This is a genomic window from Ciceribacter azotifigens (assembly GCF_048159625.1).
Classification (GTDB): domain Bacteria; phylum Pseudomonadota; class Alphaproteobacteria; order Rhizobiales; family Rhizobiaceae; genus Allorhizobium; species Allorhizobium azotifigens.
Genome location: NZ_JBLQTA010000001.1, coordinates 279,560 through 299,022 on the forward strand (window position 1 = coordinate 279,560; position 19,463 = coordinate 299,022).

Annotated in this window: 21 protein-coding genes; 6 read left to right on the forward strand and 15 right to left on the reverse strand. The window is 64.0% G+C overall.

What is annotated here, in order from left to right; genetic code table 11:
• The first annotated feature begins 9 nt into the window (after positions 1-9).
• From ACM6UT_RS01435 to ACM6UT_RS01460, 6 genes are all read left to right on the forward strand, one after another.
• Positions 10-894 carry an ABC transporter permease gene (locus tag ACM6UT_RS01435; RefSeq protein WP_416795595.1) on the forward strand — a complete coding sequence of 295 codons (885 nt, stop codon included), beginning with the start codon at positions 10-12 and terminating at the stop codon, positions 892-894.
• On the forward strand, positions 891-1,760 hold the full coding sequence (locus ACM6UT_RS01440) for an ABC transporter permease (protein ID WP_416795596.1): 870 nt from the start codon (positions 891-893) through the stop codon (positions 1,758-1,760). Before ACM6UT_RS01435 ends, ACM6UT_RS01440 begins: the two co-directional genes overlap by 4 nt.
• 20 nt (positions 1,761-1,780) lie before the next feature.
• Entirely contained in the window at positions 1,781-2,773 is a 993-nt protein-coding gene (locus ACM6UT_RS01445) for an ABC transporter substrate-binding protein (protein WP_416795597.1), read from the forward strand.
• Between the two features lie 379 nt (positions 2,774-3,152).
• Complete coding sequence (locus tag ACM6UT_RS01450) at positions 3,153-4,343, forward strand: efflux RND transporter periplasmic adaptor subunit (protein WP_416795598.1); 1,191 nt, start codon at positions 3,153-3,155, stop codon at positions 4,341-4,343.
• 14 nt (positions 4,344-4,357) lie between these two features.
• Complete coding sequence (locus ACM6UT_RS01455) at positions 4,358-7,684, forward strand: efflux RND transporter permease subunit (RefSeq protein WP_416795599.1); 3,327 nt, start codon at positions 4,358-4,360, stop codon at positions 7,682-7,684.
• Between the two features lie 398 nt (positions 7,685-8,082).
• Complete coding sequence (locus tag ACM6UT_RS01460; RefSeq protein WP_416795863.1) at positions 8,083-8,772, forward strand: Crp/Fnr family transcriptional regulator; 690 nt, start codon at positions 8,083-8,085, stop codon at positions 8,770-8,772.
• Between the two features lie 31 nt (positions 8,773-8,803).
• Here the strand turns inward: ACM6UT_RS01460 and ureG are convergent, their stop codons facing one another.
• The 15 genes from ureG to urtD form a co-directional block, all read right to left on the reverse strand.
• Positions 8,804-9,415, reverse strand: a complete 612-nt coding sequence (ureG, locus tag ACM6UT_RS01465; RefSeq protein WP_416795600.1) for an urease accessory protein UreG — start codon at positions 9,413-9,415, stop codon at positions 8,804-8,806.
• Positions 9,412-9,849, reverse strand: coding sequence for a DUF3995 domain-containing protein (locus ACM6UT_RS01470; protein ID WP_416795601.1), 438 nt, complete (start codon positions 9,847-9,849; stop codon positions 9,412-9,414). Before ACM6UT_RS01470 ends, ureG begins: the two co-directional genes overlap by 4 nt.
• Entirely contained in the window at positions 9,846-10,517 is a 672-nt protein-coding gene (locus tag ACM6UT_RS01475; RefSeq protein ID WP_416795602.1) for an urease accessory protein UreF, read from the reverse strand. Before ACM6UT_RS01475 ends, ACM6UT_RS01470 begins: the two co-directional genes overlap by 4 nt.
• A gap of 6 nt (positions 10,518-10,523) precedes the next feature.
• Positions 10,524-10,994, reverse strand: coding sequence for an urease accessory protein UreE (ureE, locus tag ACM6UT_RS01480; protein ID WP_416795603.1), 471 nt, complete (start codon positions 10,992-10,994; stop codon positions 10,524-10,526).
• 158 nt (positions 10,995-11,152) lie between these two features.
• Complete coding sequence (locus ACM6UT_RS01485; RefSeq protein ID WP_416795864.1) at positions 11,153-11,689, reverse strand: peroxiredoxin; 537 nt, start codon at positions 11,687-11,689, stop codon at positions 11,153-11,155.
• Positions 11,690-11,892: 203 nt separating this feature from the next.
• On the reverse strand, positions 11,893-13,605 hold the full coding sequence (gene ureC / locus ACM6UT_RS01490; protein WP_416795604.1) for an urease subunit alpha: 1,713 nt from the start codon (positions 13,603-13,605) through the stop codon (positions 11,893-11,895).
• Positions 13,606-13,609: 4 nt separating this feature from the next.
• Positions 13,610-14,254: a Urease operon accessory protein gene (locus tag ACM6UT_RS01495; protein ID WP_416795605.1), complete on the reverse strand. Its 645-nt coding sequence runs from the start codon at positions 14,252-14,254 to the stop codon at positions 13,610-13,612.
• Positions 14,255-14,268: 14 nt separating this feature from the next.
• Entirely contained in the window at positions 14,269-14,700 is a 432-nt protein-coding gene (locus ACM6UT_RS01500) for a lysozyme inhibitor LprI family protein (RefSeq protein ID WP_416795606.1), read from the reverse strand.
• Positions 14,701-14,729: 29 nt separating this feature from the next.
• Entirely contained in the window at positions 14,730-15,086 is a 357-nt protein-coding gene (locus tag ACM6UT_RS01505; RefSeq protein WP_416795607.1) for a GFA family protein, read from the reverse strand.
• Positions 15,086-15,391, reverse strand: a complete 306-nt coding sequence (locus ACM6UT_RS01510) for an urease subunit beta (protein WP_416795608.1) — start codon at positions 15,389-15,391, stop codon at positions 15,086-15,088. The genes ACM6UT_RS01505 and ACM6UT_RS01510 overlap by 1 nt, the downstream gene beginning before the upstream one ends.
• 19 nt (positions 15,392-15,410) lie before the next feature.
• Positions 15,411-15,713: an urease subunit gamma gene (locus ACM6UT_RS01515; RefSeq protein ID WP_112688637.1), complete on the reverse strand. Its 303-nt coding sequence runs from the start codon at positions 15,711-15,713 to the stop codon at positions 15,411-15,413.
• Between the two features lie 26 nt (positions 15,714-15,739).
• Entirely contained in the window at positions 15,740-16,558 is an 819-nt protein-coding gene (locus ACM6UT_RS01520) for an urease accessory protein UreD (protein ID WP_416795609.1), read from the reverse strand.
• Positions 16,501-17,652, reverse strand: coding sequence for a CE1 family esterase (locus tag ACM6UT_RS01525; protein WP_416795610.1), 1,152 nt, complete (start codon positions 17,650-17,652; stop codon positions 16,501-16,503). The genes ACM6UT_RS01520 and ACM6UT_RS01525 overlap by 58 nt, the downstream gene beginning before the upstream one ends.
• 95 nt (positions 17,653-17,747) lie before the next feature.
• Complete coding sequence (gene urtE, locus ACM6UT_RS01530; RefSeq protein WP_416795611.1) at positions 17,748-18,443, reverse strand: urea ABC transporter ATP-binding subunit UrtE; 696 nt, start codon at positions 18,441-18,443, stop codon at positions 17,748-17,750.
• A gap of 261 nt (positions 18,444-18,704) precedes the next feature.
• Complete coding sequence (gene urtD / locus ACM6UT_RS01535) at positions 18,705-19,460, reverse strand: urea ABC transporter ATP-binding protein UrtD (RefSeq protein WP_416795612.1); 756 nt, start codon at positions 19,458-19,460, stop codon at positions 18,705-18,707.
• Positions 19,461-19,463 lie beyond the last annotated feature (3 nt).

Below are 19,463 nucleotides of genomic sequence, written 5' to 3' on the forward strand. Positions count from 1 at the left end.
GGAAGGCCCATGACCTCACCTTCCCTTTTCCGTGACCGGGTCTTTCCCGTCCTCACCGTCCTCTTCGCGATCCTGGTCATCTGGCACGTTTTCGTCGTCTACCTGAACGCGCCGTTCGTGCGCGACCAGGCCGCCCGCGACAACGAGGTCCTGACGTTCGGACAGGTGGTCGAACGCACCTTCAACCAGGAACGGCCGGTCCTGCCCGCGCCGCACCAGATTGCCGTCGAGCTTTGGGATACCACGGTCGGCAAGGCGATCACCTCCAAGCGCAGCCTCGTCTATCACGCCTGGATCACGCTCTCGGCGACGCTGGCCGGCTTCGGCATCGGCACGCTGCTCGGCGTGCTGCTGGCGGTCGCGATCGTGCACAACCGCGCCATGGACCGCTCCTTCATGCCGTGGGTGATCGCCAGCCAGACCATCCCGATCCTCGCGGTAGCGCCGATGATCATCGTGGTGCTGAACTCGATCGGCGTTTCCGGCCTGCTTCCGAAGGCGCTCATTTCGACCTATCTCTCCTTCTTCCCGATCGTCGTCGGCATGGTGAAGGGGCTGAGAAGCCCGGACACGATCCTGCTGGACCTGATGCACACCTATAATGCCAGCCGTTCGCAGATGTTCTGGAAGCTGCGCTGGCCGGCCTCGATGCCCTATCTCTTCACCTCGCTGAAGGTGGCGATCGCGATCTCGCTCGTCGGTGCGATCGTCGGTGAGCTGCCGACCGGCGCGGTGGCCGGGCTCGGCGCCCGCTTGCTCTCCGGTTCCTATTACGGGCAGACGATCCAGATCTGGGCTGCCCTCTTCATGGCCTCGGGTCTTGCCGCTATCCTCGTCACCATCGTCGGCATGGCCCATTCCGCCGTCCTGAAGCGCATGGGGGAAAAGCCGTGAACAGCGCCTATCTGATCTTCGCCGTCCTGTTCTGGCTCGGGGCCTGGGGCCTCAACGAATGGCTGGTGCGTCAGCATTTTGCCGCACCGGCTGCAAGGCGGGCGGCCCGCATCGCCGTTCCGCTGATCTTCGGCATCACGCTCGTGGTCGTCTGGGAATGCGTCGTGCATGGCTTTGCGATCCCGTCGATCCTGCTGCCGGCGCCCTCGGCGATCTGGGCAAAGCTCGTCGGGTCGGTCCCGACCCTCTGGGCCGACTTCCGCCAGACCTTCCTGAAATCGGTGCTGACCGGCTATGTCCTCGGCTGCGGCCTCGGCTTTGCGGTGGCGATCCTCATCGATCGTTCGCCCTTCCTCCAGAAGGGCCTGCTGCCGATCGGCAATTTCGTGTCGGCACTGCCAATCGTCGGCGTCGCGCCGATCATGGTGATGTGGTTCGGGTTCGACTGGCAGTCGAAGGTTGCGGTCGTCGTCATCATGACCTTCTTCCCGATGCTGGTGAACACGGTCCAGGGCCTCGCCTCGGCGAGCCATATGGAGCGCGACCTGATGCGCACCTACGCCGCGAACTGGTGGCAGACACTGGTGAAGCTCCGGCTGCCCGCCGCCTGGCCGTTCATCTTCACCGCCCTGAAGATCAATTCCACGCTGGCGCTCATAGGCGCGATCGTGGCAGAATTCTTCGGCACCCCGATCGTCGGCATGGGGTTCCGGATTTCCACGGAAGTGGGGCGTTCGAATGTCGACATGGTCTGGGCCGAGATCGCGGTCGCCGCGCTCGCAGGCTCGATCTTCTACGGGGTGGTGGCGCTGGCAGAGCGCGCCGTCACTTTCTGGCATCCGTCTGTCCGCGGTGGACAGGCTTAAACAAAAAAGAGGGAACAGGAATGAAAACGACTATCGCATCCCTGCTGCTGGCCGGCGCCGTCTCGCTGATGGCGATGCAGGCCGCGGCCGCCGACAAGGTGACCCTGCAGCTCAAATGGGTGACGCAGGCGCAGTTTGCCGGCTATTACGTCGCCAAGGACAAGGGCTTCTATGAGGAGGAAGGCCTCGACGTCGAGATCAAGCCGGGCGGCCCGGACATCGCCCCGCCGCAGGTTCTGGTCGGCGGCGGCGCCGACGTCATCGTCGACTGGATGCCCTCCGCACTCGCCACCCGCGAGAAGGGCGTGCCGCTCGTCAACATCGCCCAGCCGTTCAAGTCCTCCGGCATGATGCTGACCTGTCTCAAGGAAACCGGCATCACCAAGCCGGAAGACTTCAAGGGCAAGACGCTCGGCGTCTGGTTCTTCGGCAACGAATATCCGTTCCTCTCCTGGATGGCCCATCTCGGCATCAAGACCGACGGATCGCCGGACGGGGTGACCGTGCTCAAGCAGGGCTTCAACGTCGACCCGCTGCTGCAGAAGCAGGCCGCCTGCATCTCGACCATGACCTATAATGAATACTGGCAGGTCATCGACGCGGGCATCAAGGCGGAAGACCTCGTCACCTTCAAGTATGAGGACGAAGGCGTCGCAACCCTCGAGGATGGCCTCTACGTGCTCGAGGACAAGCTGAAGGACCAGGCCTTCAAGGATAAAATGGTCAAGTTCGTCCGCGCCTCGATGAAGGGCTGGAAATGGGCCGAGGAAAACCCGGATGACGCCGCCGGGATCGTCCTCGACAACGACGCCTCCGGCGCCCAGACCGAAAAGCACCAGAAGCGCATGATGAGCGAAGTCGCGAAGCTGACCGCCGGCTCGAACGGCGCCCTCGACGAGGCCGACTACAAGCGCACGGTCGCAACCCTGCTCGGCGGCGGCTCGGATCCGGTCATCACCAAGGAGCCGGAAGGCGCCTTCACCCACGAGATCACCGACGCCGCATTGAAGTAGTCTTCGGCGACGCCAGAACGACAAGAACGACCAGGACGCACGGGTTTACCGCCCGTGCGTCTTGCTGTTGCGAGACGGGCACAGTCCGGCCGTTCCTCGTTCAAAACTGGAAGTAGCGGCGGCCGTGTGCGCTGCAGGCGTTGATTTACCTGAAACGGCAGCCTAATATTTCGCGCGCAAAGCGCTTTGGAGGGCCTTGCAAGCGGCCTTTACCAAACCCACGTAAACCGCTTGAAGTGCCTTCGGGAAGAATTGTCGGTCGCGTTCAGAGAAGATATACGGCTTCCGTAAAGAGTTACGGAATTCCCGCCGGACTTCCACGGCCATTCTCCGATTTTAGAACAACGAATTTCTTGCAGCTGAACCTCGGAAGGGACAGATGAGTCGATACCTGAACACGACGGCCGTGCTGCTGGCACTGAGCACCGTTCTCGCGCCGCTGACCGCAACCGCCGAGGAGGCACCGGCAGCCAAGACCGAACAGATCCTCCCGTCGATCGTCGTCACCGAAGCGAAGGTCCGGAAGCTCGTCGACCGCGTCGTTGCGACCGGCAGCATCAAGCCGGTCGAGGAGATTTATGTCCAGCCGCAGGTCGAGGGGCTTTCGATCCGCTCGCTCGAGGCCGACGTCGGCGACCGTGTGGAAGCCGACGGCGTGCTCGCCCGTCTCTCCGACGACAGCCTGCTTCTGCAGAAGAGCCAGCTCGTCGCGACGAAAGCAAAGGCGGAAGCAGCGCTCGCCCAGTACAAGGCTCAACTGACGGATGCCGAAGCGAATGCTGCGGAAGCCGAACGGCAGTACAATCGTGCAACGAAGCTCGGCAAGTCCGGTACCGTCTCGACCTCACAGATCGAACAGGCGGAAACCGCCGCGACCAGCGCCAAGGCCAAGGTCAACAGCACCGAACAGGCGATCGCGATTGCCGAAGCCGACATCAAGGTCGTCGACAGCCAGATCGCCGATATCGACCTGAAGCTCGCCCGTACCGACATCAAGACTCCGGCCGCGGGCGTCGTCGCCTCACGCACCGCCAAGGTCGGAGCGATTGCGAGCGGCGCCGGCCAGCCACTCTTCACCGTCATCCGTGACGGCCAGATCGAGCTGGTCGCGGATGTTTCGGAAACCGATGTCCTGAAAATGAAGGTCGGCCAGAAGGCCAGCATCACCGTTGCAGGCGGCAGCTCGACGCTGACCGGCACCGTCCGTCTGATCTCCCCGGTCGTCGACCAGCAGACCCGCCTCGGCGCCGTGCATATCGCCATCGACGACGATTCCGGCGCGCGCGCCGGCATGTATGCCAAGGCCGGCATCATCGTCGAGGAGGCGACCACGCTTACCCTTCCCCTCGCCTCGGTGACCACCGAGCGCGGCGGCTCTTTCGCCCGCAAGGTCGAGAGTGGCGTCGTCAAGCAGACGGCGATCGAGATCGGCATCCAGGACGACGGTTTCGTGCAGGTCGTCAGCGGGCTGAAGGAAGGCGACGAGGTCGTCGCCAAGGCCGGAGCCTTCGTCGGAGACGGCGATCACATCAATCCCGTGCATGAACAGCAGACTGCCGTGTCGAACTGACCCGAGGTTAACCCATGAACTTCTCCGCCTGGTCGATCCGCAATCCGATTGCGCCGCTGCTCGCCTTCGCCCTTCTGGTGGTGGTCGGCCTGCAGTCGTTCTACACGCTGCCGATCACCCGCTTTCCGAATATCGACGTGCCGGTGGTGGCGATCACCATTACCCAGAGCGGCGCTTCGCCCGCCGAACTGGAGATGCAGGTCACCAAGGAGATTGAGGATGCCGTCGCCTCGATCAGCGGCATCGACGAGATCCAGTCGACGGTCACCGACGGCCAGTCCCAGACGGTCGTCGTATTCCGCATCGAGAAGCCGACCGACGAGGCCGTTCAGGACACCAAGGACGCGATCGACAAGATCCGCGGCGACTTGCCGGCCGGCATCGACGAGCCGATCGTCTCCAAGGTCGACGTCGAGGGCCAGGCGATCCAGACCTTCGCCGTCTCCTCGCCCAACATGACGCTCGAGGAGCTCTCCTGGTTCGTCGACGACACGATCAAGCGCGCGCTGCAGGGCGAGCCCGGGATCGGCCGCATCGACCGCTACGGCGGCTCCGATCGCGAAATCCTGGTGTCGCTCAACCCCGACCGCCTCGACGCCCACGGCATCACGGCGGCCGATGTGAACGGCCAGCTTCGCGGCACCAACCTCGACCTCGGCTCCGGCCGGGGCCAGGTCGCCGGCAACGAGCAGACGATCCGCACGCTGGGCGACGCCAAGGATGTCGCCAGACTGGCGGAAACGACGATCGCGCTTCCGAACGGACGCTTCGTCAAGCTCGCCGATCTCGGCACGATCAAGGATACTTACGAGGAGCCGAAGTCGTTCTCGCGCTTCAACGGCACGCCGTCGGTCACCTTCGCGGTCTTCCGCGCCAAGGGAGCGAGCGAAGTGTCGGTCGCCGAGACGGTCGCCAAGAAGCTCGATCAGGTTCGGCAAGGTCATCCCGACGTGAAGATCGAGATGGTCGACGATTCCGTCTACTTCACCTACGGCAACTACGAAGCAGCACTCCACACGCTGATGGAAGGCTCGATCCTCGCCGTCATCGTGGTGTTCCTGTTCCTCCACAACTGGCGTGCGACGCTGATTGCCGCGGTCGCCCTGCCGCTCTCGGCCATACCCACCTTCTGGGTGATGGACCTCATGGGCTTCTCGCTGAACCTCGTGAGCTTCCTCGCGCTCACGCTCGCGACCGGTATCCTGGTCGACGACGCGATCGTGGAGATCGAGAACATCGCCCGCCACATCAAGCTCGGCAAGACGCCTTATCGGGCGGCGATCGAGGCCGCCGACGAAATCGGCCTCGCCGTCATCGCGACGAGCTTCACGATCATCGCCGTCTTCGTGCCGGTATCCTTCATGCCCGGCATCGGCGGACAGTACTTCATCCAGTTCGGCCTGACGGTCGCCTTCTCGGTGCTGTTCTCGCTTCTCGTCGCCCGCTTCATCACCCCGCTGATGGCGGCTTACCTGATGCGCGCGGAAGACGGCATGGAGGACCATCACGACAACGACAGCCGCCTGATGAAGACCTACACAAGGCTGGTGACCGGAACGACGAGCAAGTGGTACTCGCGCTACGCGACGCTTGCAGCCGCAATCCTCTTCCTCATCGGCTCCATGGCGCTGCTGTCGCAGGTACCGGGCAGTTTCATGCCGCCGGACGATTCCTCCCGCATCGTGCTCTCGGTCGAACTGCCGCCGAATGCGACGCTCGAGGAAACCTCCGCCGCCAGCGACCAGGTCTATGAGGCCGTCCGCAATCTCGAGGGTGTCGAAAGCGTCTTCGTGCTCGGCGGCGCCTCGCCCAAGGGCGACCTGGAACTGCGCCGCGCGACGGTCCGCATCATCCTGCAGAACATCGACCATTCGCTGGTGAAGGTCCTCGTGAACAAGGGACTCGGTTCGCTGCCTCTGATCGGCTCCTATCTGCCGAAGATCGAGGAAAAGGGCCGCACCCGCCCGCAGTGGGAGGTGGAGAAGGAAGTCTTCGCCAAGGTCCGTTCGATCCCCGACGTTCGCATTTCCAAGGTGAACGACCGCGCAGAGCGTGAACTCACGTTCAATTTCCTCTCCACCAACGAAGAGGACCTGAACGACGCCGTTCGTCTCCTGGAATCGCGGCTGCGCGCCTCGCCGATCCTCGCCAATGTCAGCTCGGAAGGTGCCCTGCCCCGGCCCGAACTGCAGATCCGCCCGCACAAGGACGAGATCGCCCGCCTCGGCATCACGCCGCAGCAGATCGCCCAGACGGTGCGCGTCGCCACCATCGGCGACATCGATGCGCAGCTCACCAAGATCTCGCTCGACGACCGGCAGATCCCGATCCGCGTGCAGATGGCGCTCGACGTCCGGCGTGACCTCGCCGCGATCCGAGCCCTGAAGGTCCAGACCGCGACCGGCCAGACCGTGCCGCTCTACAGCATCGCCGACGTCGACTACTCGGAAGGCCCGAGCTCGATCAAGCGCAATGCCCGCAGTCGCGTCGTGGCGATCGGTTCCGACGTTCCGCAGGGAACGGCGCTCGATACCGCGACCGCGGAGTTCAAGCGCATCGTCGACGAGACGAAACTGCCGCCGACGGTACGTCTGGCAGAAAGCGGCGACGCGAAGATTCAGGCCGAGATGACCGCCAGTTTCGGCAACGCGATGCTGATGGGCCTGATGCTGGTTCTCGTCGTGCTGATCCTGCTGTTCAAGAACGTGATCCAGCCCTTCACCATCCTGTTCTCGCTGCCGCTCGCAATCGGCGGCGTGGCGGTCGCGCTCATCATCACCCAGAACGCGCTCTCCATGCCGGTGCTGATCGGCATCCTGATGCTGATGGGTATCGTCACGAAGAACGCCATCCTACTCGTGGACTTCGCGATCGAGATGCGCAACCGCGGCATGGGCCGCGTCCAGGCCATGGTGGAAGCCGGCCGCAAGCGCGCCCGGCCGATCATCATGACCTCGATTGCCATGTCCGCCGGCATGTTGCCGTCCGCCATGGGCGTCGGCGAAGGCGGCTCCTTCCGCGCGCCGATGGCGATCGCGGTGATCGGCGGCATCATCGTCTCGACCGCCCTCAGCCTCCTGGTCGTGCCGGCCTTCTTCCTGATCATGGACGACCTGTCGCGCCTGCTCGGCTGGATTTTCGGCCGCCTGGTCGGCAGGAAGGAAGAGGAGGAAGAGAGACTTAGCGCGGAGGAACTCAGCGAGCGCACCCGCAGGAACGACGAGGCGCTGGCTGCCATCGAGCAACGTCTGGCCAGCATCGAAAAGCGCGCCTCGGGCGGAACACCGGCACCGGCGCATTCGAACAAGCTTGTGCCGATCCGCCCGCTCGCCGCCGAATAAAGGCCGACATACACACCGCAAATGGAAAAAGAGCCGGGAAACCGGCTCTTTTTCGTTGCTAGGCAGGCTCATGGCGATCGATTTTTCACGAATGGACGCGAGGCGATTGATCGAAATCAAATCGTCACTTCCCGCCCTTGCTTATCCTGCCTCGCACTGGGAAATGAGTGCAGCGTAGGTCGTTTCCCGGTTTTGGGAGTGAGGCGTGGTCGGCCGCGGGCCGCGGGTGATCCGTGGCCACGGAACGGCGGAGCGGACGGGAAAGACCATGGCCGAAGGCCGCCGATGGCGCGTGCCGCTCGGACAAAGACGACTCCCAGCAAAGCCGGATCGACGACCATCTCCCGAGAACCGGCAACGGGCCCTGCGTCTGCCACGCACGGTCGGCAGGAATGGTGATACCTGTGAACAAGACATTGAAGCTGAACACACGCGACAAGAACATACTGCTGAAGAACTCCTTCATGGAAACCCTCGGCCCTGCCTCGATGGCGCGGATGCTCGACCTTGCGACCGTCACCAACTTCGAGGCCCGCGACATTCTCTTCCGGGAAGGCGAGGCGGCGGAATACTTCTACTGCGTCCTCACCGGCTATATTCGCCTCTACCGCCTGAACAGGGACGGCCGCGAGGCCGATATCCGCATCTGCGGACCGGGAGACACCTTCGCCGAATGCCTGCTCGCCTGTGGCGACCGCTATCTCTACAATGCCCAGGCGGCGGAGAACGTGACGGTGGCGCGTTTCGACTTGCAGAAGGTGCGCCAGTTCGCCGAGCAGGAAAAGGACGTGGCGAAGGCCGTGATCCAGTGCTTGTCCGCCCACCTGCGCACCAGCATGGACTGTATCGCCAACGACCGGCTGCAGACGGCGCCCCAGCGCGTCGCCCATTATCTGCTCGACAACTGCCCGCAGGACGGCAGCTCCGCCTCGATCCGCCTCCCCTTCCAGAAGAGCCTGCTCGCCGGCAAGCTCGGACTGGCGCCCGAGGCCCTGTCGCGTGCCTTCTCGTCGCTCCGCCGGGCCGGTGTCACGGTGCGCGGCCGCATCATCCAGATCAATGACATCAGCGCGCTGAAACAGATCTGAACCGGCACGTGTCGGGCATGACAGCCGGCGGTCAGAGGCCGCCGGTTTCCTTGATGAACTGCACGATATCCTCGACCCCCGCGCCGCGTTTCATGTCGGAGAAGACATAGGGCTTGGCGTTGCGCATCCGCCGGGCGTCGCGATCCATGACCTCGAGATCGACCTCGACGTAAGGGGCGAGATCCTTCTTGTTGATCACCAGAAGGTCCGAGCGGGTGATGCCGGGGCCGCCCTTGCGCGGGATTTCCTCGCCCTGGCAGACGGAGATCACATAGATAGTCAGGTCGGCGAGATCGGGCGAGAACGTCGCCGCCAGATTGTCGCCGCCAGATTCGATGAAGACGACGTCGAGATCGGGAAAGCGGCGATTGAGGTCGGCGATCGCCTGCAGGTTGATCGTCGCATCCTCGCGGATCGCCGTGTGCGGACAGCCGCCGGTCTCGACGCCCACCACACGATCGGAGGAGAGCGCCTGCATGCGCACCAGCGCATCGGCGTCCTCGCGCGTGTAAATGTCGTTGGTGACGACGGCGACCGAATAGTCGGCGCGCAGCGCCTTGCAGAGCTTTTCGGTGAGCGCCGTCTTGCCGGAGCCCACCGGGCCGCCGATGCCAATGCGCAAGGGTCCGTTTGCCGATTTCATCCCGTGTATCCCGTTGCAAGAAGAGTGAAGCCCGCGCCGATTACGAGGCAGAGCGGTCCGTAATAGCGCCGGTCGAGCCTCGCGAAAGGTTGCTGCGGAACCCGCACCCGCCACGCCGGCAGATAGGCCGCGACACCGCGGGCAAGAAAGACGAACGCAAGGACCATGCCAGCGGACGTGAGTGACCAGTCCCAGAGCGGCCAGGCGCAGAGGGAGGCAAGGGCCAGCCCAACATAAGCGGCGAAGGCGAGCGCGACCGCAACCAGCACGGCGGCCGCCGGCGGCGGCATATGCTCCTGCCCCTTGAAGCCGACCACCATCCGCACGAGCTCTTCCTCGCTCGCGGCCGGAAAGGTCGATCCCGCGGCCCAGGCGAGATGCAGGGCCGCAATCATCAGAAGCAGGGCGGCGAGGAGAAGGGCGAGCGCCGTCATGACAGGAACAGCCTCGAATGCTGTGTCTCGTGCCTGAGGCTCATCAGGTCGGCGACGAGCGTTGCGCTGCCGAGATCCTCGAGCGTGGAGGAGACCGCCTTCTCCGTCTGCTCCGCGATGACCTCCTCCAGCGCCGAGAGGAGCGCGACACCCTGGCTCTGCCCGAGGACGCCAAGACGGATCGCCACCGAGACGAGTTGCGACACCGCAGCGTGGAGAAAAGCGGCGGCGGTTTCGGCAAGGCCGACGCCATTCGATGCGGCGACGGCGCCGACGGCGACGCTGTAGGCCGTCCCGTCGCCGAGCGCTGCCGAAACAGAGCCGGGCCAGGCGCTTGCGGCCGCAAGGAAGGCGGCGCCCTGCCGCGAGATTTCGAGATGCCGTTCGGCCGATCCGGCGAGGGCCGTTGCGAGCTCGGCGACCTCCAGCAGCCGTTCATCGTCGGCCGCGGCGCGGTGGGCCTCGGCAAGCAGCACCGCGTCGTTCCGCAAACTGCCGTTTCGAAGCAGGGTCAGGAGCCAGTCCTTCAGCGTCTCGGCCGACGATACGTGTCCCGACTGGATCGCGGCCTCCAGGCCGCCGGAATAGGCAAAGCCTCCAACCGGAAAGGCCGGCGAAAGCCAGGCCATCAGCCGCAACAGGCCCTTGACTGCCGGGCGTTCACGCATCGGCGCTCATTCTCGGGCACCATACCCGTGGCCGTGGTTGTCGCCGTGGGTGTGATAAGCGCCCCGCATCGGCTGGAACGCTTCGACGATCTCCACCACCCTCGCCCCGAGCAGTTCGATCATCTCCCGGATCACCCGGTCGCGCAGGATGAGGATGCGATCCGCCTCGATCTGCGCCGTCATGTGGCGATTGCCGAGGTGCCAGGCGAGTTCCGCCAAGTGCAGCGGGTCGCGCGGAACGATCTCGTAGAGTGGTTCCTTCGCCGCCCGGATTTCCACCTGGTCGCCGTTGTCGAGCACCAGCCGGTCGCCGTCGCCGAAAACCACCGGCTCCTTGAGGTCGAGCATGATCATGTCACCGTCGGTGAGATGAAGGAGCTTCCGCCGCAGGTGCCGCTCGTCATGGGCGAGCACCACCGTGCCCACCGGAGCGGTGGCCGAAGTGCCGGCCGAAAGATAGGTCGTGATGCGCTGCATGGCTAACCTGAACTGACTACCCCGAAAAATGCAGAATTTGAGCGTGTCCCGCAACAAGGAAGTTGCGGTCGCAACACGCCGGACGGCATTTCGAGCGAAAAACAAAAAGGGCGCCGGCCAGCCGACCGACGCCCTCGAAACCAGGAGCCGCGAAAGCCTCAGGCGGCCTTCTTTTCCTGCAGCTTCGCGAGGATGTTCTGCGGAGAAGAAACGCCGTAGGGATCGCTCTCGCAGTTATCGGAGAAGCCTTCTTCCTCGAACCACTGCTCGATCATGCCGTTGTTGATGATCGCCGCATAGCGCCAGGAGCGCATGCCGAAACCGAGGTTGTCCTTGCGGACCAGCATGCCCATCTTGCGGGTGAATTCGCCGGAACCGTCAGGAATCAGCTTGACGTTTTCGAGGTTCTGCTGTTTGCCCCAGGCGTTCATGACGAAGGCGTCGTTGACGGAGATGCAGTAGATCTCGTCGATGCCCTCGGCCTTGAATTCATTGTACATTTTCTCGAAGTCGGGAAGCTGGTAGGTCGAGCAGGTCGGGGTGAAGGCGCCCGGCAGCGAGAACAGGATGACTCGCTTGCCCTTGAAGTAGTCGTCCGAGGTGACGTCCTGCCAACGATAGGGGTTCGGACCGCCGACGGACTCGTCACGGACGCGGGTACGGAAGGTGACGTGGGGCACTTTCTTGCCGATCAGCATAGCAATCTCCTTGCATGGGAAACACGGTCGCCGGCGCATCAGCGACGGAGCGCCGGACTTGCGAATTAGAACTACATTAAAATTGGTTGCGCCGCAGCATGAAACATCGTCGCAGGGCGGATGCATGGCTGGATTGCAAAAAACGCATGGCAGAAATACCCTGATCGGCACTTTCTGCAGAACGTTTGGTCAGACTGCCGTCAGAACAGGAAATACCGCTGCGCCATCGGCAGCGTCGTCGCCGGTTCGCAGGTGAGTAACTCGCCATCGGCGCGCACCTCGTAGGTTTCCGGATCGACCTCGATTTCCGGCGTCAGGTCGTTGTGGATCATGGACGCCTTGGAGATACCGCCGCGCGTGTTCTTCACGGCCACCAACTGCTTGGCGACGCCGAGCCTGTTTGCGAGTCCCGCATCGAGCGAGGCCTGGGAGACGAAGGTGACGGAAGAATTGGTCCGCGCCTTGCCATAAGCGCCGAACATCGGCCGGTAGTGCACCGGCTGCGGCGTCGGGATCGAGGCGTTCGGATCGCCCATCGGTGCGGCGACGATCGTCCCGCCCATCAGCACCATGTCCGGCTTCACGCCGAAGAAGGCGGGGCTCCAGAGAACGAGGTCTGCCCGCTTGCCGATCTCGACGGAGCCGATCTCATGGCTGACGCCGTGGGCGATCGCCGGGTTGATCGTATATTTGGCGATATAGCGCTTCACCCGGGCATTGTCGTTGTCGCCGGTCTCCTGCGGCAGCCGGCCGCGCTGGCGCTTCATCTTGTCGGCGGTCTGCCAGGTGCGGATCGCCACCTCCCCGACGCGGCCCATCGCCTGGCTGTCGGAGGAGATGATCGAAAACGCGCCGATGTCGTGCAGGATGTCTTCCGCCGCGATCGTCTCCTTGCGGATGCGGCTTTCGGCAAAGGCGATGTCTTCCGGGATCGACGCCGAGAGGTGATGGCACACCATCAGCATGTCGAGGTGCTCGGCAATGGTGTTAACGGTGTACGGCCGTGTCGGGTTCGTCGAAGACGGGATGACGTTCGCCTGCCCGCAGATCTTGATGATGTCCGGCGCGTGTCCGCCGCCCGCCCCTTCCGTGTGGAAGGCGTGGATCGTACACCCCTTGATGGCGCCGATCGAATCCTCGACGAAGCCCGACTCGTTCAGCGTATCGGTGTGGATCATCACCTGCACATCGTACTGGTCGGCGACCGAGAGGCAGCAGTCGATCGCCGCCGGCGTCGTTCCCCAGTCCTCGTGCAGCTTCAGCGAGGAGGCGCCGCCGAGCACCATCTCCTCGAGCGCTCCCGGCAGCGAGGCATTGCCCTTGCCGGCGAAGGCGAGGTTCATCGGGAAGGCATCCGCCGCCTCGATCATCCGGGCGATGTGCCAGGGACCCGGCGTGCAGGTGGTGGCGAGCGTCCCATGCGCCGGCCCGGTGCCGCCGCCGAGCATGCAGGTGATGCCGGACATCAGCGCCTCCTCGATCTGCTGCGGGCAGATGAAGTGGATGTGGCTGTCCATGCCGCCGGCGGTGACGATCTTGCCCTCGCCGGCGATTGCCTCCGTCCCCGGCCCGACGATAATGGTAACGTCCGGCTGCGTGTCGGGATTGCCGGCCTTGCCGATCGCGACGATACGGCCGTCCTTGAGCCCGATGTCGGCTTTCACGATACCCCAGTGGTCGACGATCAGCGCATTGGTGATGACCGTGTCGACCGCGCCCGCCGCGCGCGTCACCTGGCTCTGGCCCATGCCGTCGCGGATGACCTTGCCGCCGCCGAACTTCACCTCGTCGCCATAGGTCGTGTAGTCCTTCTCGACCTCGACGAAGAGCTCGGTATCGGCGAGCCGCACCTTGTCGCCGGTCGTCGGACCGAACATCGAGGCGTAGGCGGCGCGGGACATCTTGTAGGACATCGGATCAGGCTCCTTCCAGCGGAGAGACGAAATCGGTGCGCTGCAGACGGCTGAGCCTGCCCGCGGCAATGTAGGAATCGACGAGACGCCGCTCGGCGGCGAAGGGATGACCGTCCCAGCCTTCATGCGAAAACCCGGTCAGGACGACGTCGTCACCGGCGCCTTCCGCCTGCGCGAGGACCCTTGCCACGACGACCAAGCCGCTGCTCGGAACGACATAGTCGCCCGGCTCGAACGGCACGAGCGCGGCATCGACGGCTTCGTGCACCGACCGGTCGATGATCACGTGGGTCTTGCCGATGTCGCCTGCGAAAGCCGCGAGCGCGTCAGTGTAGTCATCGCAGAAATCCGCAAGCTCGGGATGGGTCAGCATCAGCGCCGGATGCAGCGCCCGGAATTTTTCCGGATCGCGGACCGACCAGATTTCCCGGCAGTCGTTCACCGGGCGGCTCGCCCGCCATTCGGGCGAGGAGAGCATCATGAGCGCCGGCCGGCCGGTATTGCAGACGGCGACGACATCCGTGCGGCTGCCGCTCAAGCCGAAATTGCGGCATTCGTTGAAGCGCACGACCATGTCGGCGGCGTCGATCGCCTCCGCTGCCCCCTGCGGCACCTCACCGTTTCCGACAATGACGATCCGTCGCCCCATCGCCCGCGGTCCCGTTACTCGACGCCGTTCGCGAGTTCTTCGAGTTCCTTGGTCCGCTTGCGGGTCAGGTCCTCCAGACAGGAAGCGACGATCGTCGGATACATGCTTCCGCCCCAGACGCTGTAGCCGACGGCATTGCACTGGTTGTCGCGGTACTGGATCCAGGCGCGCTGCGCCGCCAGCAGGGCCTCGACAGCCCCCTTGTTCTCGGCATCGAGCTCGGCATCCCAGTCGGCCATCACCTTCTTGGTCTTCGCCCACTGGACATTCAGCGCCTTGTCGGCCTTCTCGTAGTCCCGCTGCGAGCAGACATTCATGTCGAGCTGGGTCATCGCGTTTTCGCAGTCGACCTCGGGCTCATCCTCGGCCGCCACGGGTACGGCAAAGGTAAGGCCGGAGAGAAGGGCCGCTGCCAGACCGTGGCGGCAAAATCTCGAGAAATTCATGACGATTTAAACCCTTGGCTAAAAGGCAGTTAGACCGATGCGCCGTCGAAAGCCTGCGAGGGAAGCGAGCGGGCATCGACGCCATCGAGCGTGTTGACGTTGAGCGCCACCATCTGTTTCCCGTCAGGTGTCTCCCCGAAGGAAAAGCTCTGGATGCCGCAGGTCTTGCAGAACAGGTGATGGATCAGGTGCTTGTTGAACTGGTATTCGGTGAGATTGTCCTCGCCGGAATTCAGCGTGAAGGATTCCCGCGGAGCGAAGGCCAATACCGATCCGAGGCGCCGGCAGCGCGAGCAGTTGCAGACGACCGTGTGCCCGAGATCGGCGTCGACGTCGAAGTCCACCGCGCCGCACTGGCAACTTCCGTGATAATGCAAGACCGCCATCAGAGTGCTCCCATGATCTGTTGTCGAAAACCGTAGACCTCGCGCTTTCCCGAAAGCGGGATCAGCGTCACCTGTCTTGTCTGACCCGGTTCGAAGCGCACCGCCGTTCCGGCCGGAATATCGAGCCGCATCCCCTTCGCCATCTCGCGGTCGAAAGAGAGGCCGGCATTGGCCTCGAAGAAGTGATAATGGCTGCCGACCTGCACCGGCCGGTCGCCGGTATTGGAGACCTCGACCGTCACCGTCGGGAGGTCCGCATTAAGTTCGATTTCGCCTTTTGCGGCAATGATTTCGCCGGGGATCATGAATCAGTCCTCCAATGGCTTAACGTATCGGTTCATGCACGGTCACGAGCTTCGTGCCGTCGGGAAAGGTCGCCTCCACCTGCACGTCGTGGATCATCTCGGCGATGCCCTCCATCACCTGGTCGCGGGTGATCACATGCGCGCCGGCCTCCATGAGGTCGGCCACCGACCGCCCGTCGCGGGCGCCTTCCACGACGAAGTCGGTGATGAGCGCGATCGCTTCCGGATAGTTGAGCTTCACCCCCCGCTCGAGCCGGCGGCGTGCCACCATGGCCGCCATGGCGATCAGGAGTTTGTCTTTTTCTCTCGGCGTGAGGTTCATGCCCGCTCCACTCTTCTTGACGACTGTCAGAGATTCCAGACTTTCGGCATAGTCGCGCCGCCGCGCAAGACCGAAACGATCGGAACCAGTTTTTGTCTGAGCCGGAAGCCGTCGGCGGCGGTCATCCGCACCACCAGCTTGCCGTTCCATTGGCTCGCGCCGCCCGGACCGTCGCCGAGGATCGCGCGCACCTGTGGCAGCAGCGCCTCCGCCAGGGGCCCGACGTAAAGCACGCTGGCGAAGGCGACATCGCCGCCGAGAACTGCTTTCGAGGCGGTCAACGCCGCGATATCACCGTCGAGGCGGAGTTCCTCGGCATGGATCAGCCGCCCGGCACATCGGATGCGCCAGCGGTCGCGCATGAGGCCGCGGGAGACGCCCTCGCCCATCGCTTTGCGGCCGAGCAGCACCGCCTCGACGCATAGGAATTCGGCGGATGGATCGAGGTCGACCTCCAGCCGGCGGGTGAGTGAGGCATTGTCGAAGAGGATCGTTTCCTGCGGCAGCCAGTGGACGCGCGCGCCTGCGGCGGCGCTGATCCGCGTCTCGACCGAGGCGGTGCCGGACGAGGCCTTGTAGATCTTTTCGCAGGCCTGCGTCGTCGCGGTCACGAAGGTGCCGGGACCTGCGGCGACCGACCAGTCCATGCGGTCGCCGCCCGTCAGCCCGCCGCCGGTATTGATGAGCACCGCCTCCAGTTCGGCGGTAAAGGTCTCGGGCAGCCGGATCTTGGCCGCCCCTTCCTGGTAGAGCTCGGCGAGGCGCGTGCGGCCGCCGAGCGCCTTCGTCACAAGCCTTCCGACGCCCCGGGCGCGCTGAGGTCTGATGTCACTTGCCGGTTGCACGTTGTCCCCTGCCCGCCGTCTGTGGTCGCGGCGGCTATTGTGTTCGCGGCGCAAGCTGTCGTGGTCGCCGTTCCGGCCATCAGCTTGCCTCCCGCATTGCGGAAAAATTCCCACATTCTGTCCGTGGCATTAACCTCGCGGAGCGTCTCGTCCCCGTTCGAGGCGAAGCGGAAGCGGATGTTCCGCGCCGGCCAGTCGTGGTTGGCCTCGGCGATCACATAGGACACCACGTTCGTCCCGCGGCGACAGCCCGAATAGCTCGAAACCGTCACCTTCTCGCCCGCATCGACGAGCGGGCGGCCTTCACAGCCATTGAGCTCCGCCCAGCGTTCGACCGCGGCCTCCCCGCCGTACTGCCAATAGGGCTGCCCACCGCCGGCAAACGGATTGACGTGGTCCTTCAGACCCGAAAAAGCGATGATCGAGATCGCCTTGGCCGGATGGCAGCTTTCCTTGTGCGGACGCCAGACGCCATCCTCCTGCTCGGGATAGCCGGCGCGCAGCCCCATCACGAAACCGGCGGCGGCAAAATCGTCGTGCCCGTCGCAGACATATTGCGACAGCATCCGCCCGCCGCCCGAATAGCCGGAGGCATAGATGCGGTCCGGATCGATGCAGAACGTGTCCTTTGCCTTCTCCACCGCATCGCGGATGAACGCGCCTTCGTCGAGGCTGCCCTCGCGGCTGACACCCGGCAGCGGCTTCACGCCGGGCACGTTCCAGGCATGGGTGCCGGGCAGCGCGCCGTCGAGGCTTCCTTCGAGCGCCATAACGACGAAGTCCTCGCGCTCGGCCACCTCGTCCCACCGACTGCGATTGAGCTGGCCGCGCGGATGGCTGTTCGAACCATGGAAGTCGAAGACCAGCGGCACCTTGCGGTCGCCGGTATAGGTCGACGGGATGAAATAGACCGCGTGCCGGTCATGCCCTCCGGAACGGATCGTCATGTCATGGCGGCCGGCGGGCATCGGTGTTCCGCAGCCGGTCGCGGCCGATGCATAACCTGTCATGAACGCAAGAAAGAGAAAGCCCGTCGCAAGCAGACCCACGAGGTCTCGCGCCCGCAACGGCTTTCGGGCCGTGCTGGATGTCATGGCTGTGCCTTCTGTTAGCAGACGCGGGTAAATACCACGTTCCCCCTCAGCATCAAGCATATATTACTAACACCTCATGAATGATCCGCAACACGTCAAACCGTCAGGTGTCGCCGCGCCTCCGGCGTGTCGAGCGTTTCCGCCGCCCCCTGATGCACGATCTCGCCGCGATCCATGATGTAGACCTGATCGGCGAGATCCCGGCAGAAGTCGAGGTATTGCTCGACGAGCAGGATCGCCATGCCCGTCGTGTCGCGCAGATAGCGGATCGCCCGGCCGATATCCTTGATGATCGACGGCTGGATGCCCTCTGTCGGCTCGTCGAGCACGAGGATCTTCGGGCGCGTCACCATGGCCCGTCCGATCGCGAGCTGCTGCTGCTGTCCGCCCGAGAGGTCGCCACCGCGCCGGCCGAGCATGGATTGCAGCACCGGAAACAGCCTGAAGATGTCGTCGGGTATGAAGCGGTCCTTGCGGGCGAGCTGTGCATAGCCGGTCTCGAGGTTTTCCTTGACCGTCAGCAACGGAAAAATCTCGCGACCCTGCGGCACATAGCCGACACCGTTGCGCGCCCGGTTGAACGGCGCCATGCCATCGAGCTTCGTGCCGTCGAAGGCGATCGTGCCGGCGGAGACCGGATGCTGGCCGGTTATCGCCCGCAACAGCGAGGACTTGCCGACACCGTTGCGTCCCAGCACGCAGGTTATCTTGCCCATCTCGGCCTTGATCGACACCCCGCGAAGGGCCTGCGCCGCACCGTAGTGGAGATTGATGTTTTCGACTGTCAGCATGGCAGACCTCCGCTGGCGGTAAGGGTCAGGCAAATACCCCCCTCTGCCCTGCCGGGCATCTCCCCCTCAAGGGGGGAGATCGGAAGACGGCTAGCGCCGCAGACCGAACGAACCGCCGAATAGATTAGAAATTTTCGAGTGCCCCGAGCGCGAGGTGTCGGGACATGAGCGATCAGTTGCACACCGATCTCCCCCCTTGAGGGGGAGATGGCCGGCAGGCCAGAGGGGGGTAGGCAAACCCGAGCGTAAGACATGGTCACCTCACCGCCCCAGATAATTCTCGATGACCTTCTGGTCGTTCGAGACGAAATCGATCGAGCCTTCGGCGAGCACTGAGCCTTCCGCGAGGCACGTCACCTTGACGCCGAGGTCGCGGATGAAGCCCATGTCGTGTTCGACGACGACGACGGAGCGGGTCCTCGCGATCTCCTTCAGGAGCACGGCCGTCTCCGCTGTCTCGGCATCGGTCATGCCGGCGACGGGTTCGTCGACCAGCAGCAGTTTCGGCTCCTGTGCGAGCAGCATGCCGATCTCCAGCCACTGCTTCTGGCCATGGGAGAGATTGGCGGCCAGATCGTCCTTGCGTGCCGTCAACCGAATGGTCTCCAGAATCTCGTCGATGCGGGCCTTGTCCTCTTCCGTCAGCCGATAGAACAGCGTCGCAAAGACCCCGCGCTTGCGGTTGAGCGCGAGTTCGAGATTGTCCCAGACGGTGTGGCTTTCGAAGACCGTCGGCTTCTGGAACTTGCGGCCGATGCCGAGCTCCGCGATCTCCGCCTCGTCCTTCTTCGTCAGATCGATCTTGCCGCCGTCGAAGAAGACCTCGCCCTCGTCGGGCCGGGTCTTGCCGGTGATGATGTCCATCATCGTCGTCTTGCCAGCGCCGTTCGGGCCGATGATGGCCCTGAGTTCGCCGGGCTCGACGATGAAGGACAGCGAGTTCAGCGCCTTGAACCCGTCGAAGGAGACGGAGACACCGTCGAGATAGAGCAGGCTGGAGGTGGTCTTGTCGCTCATGGT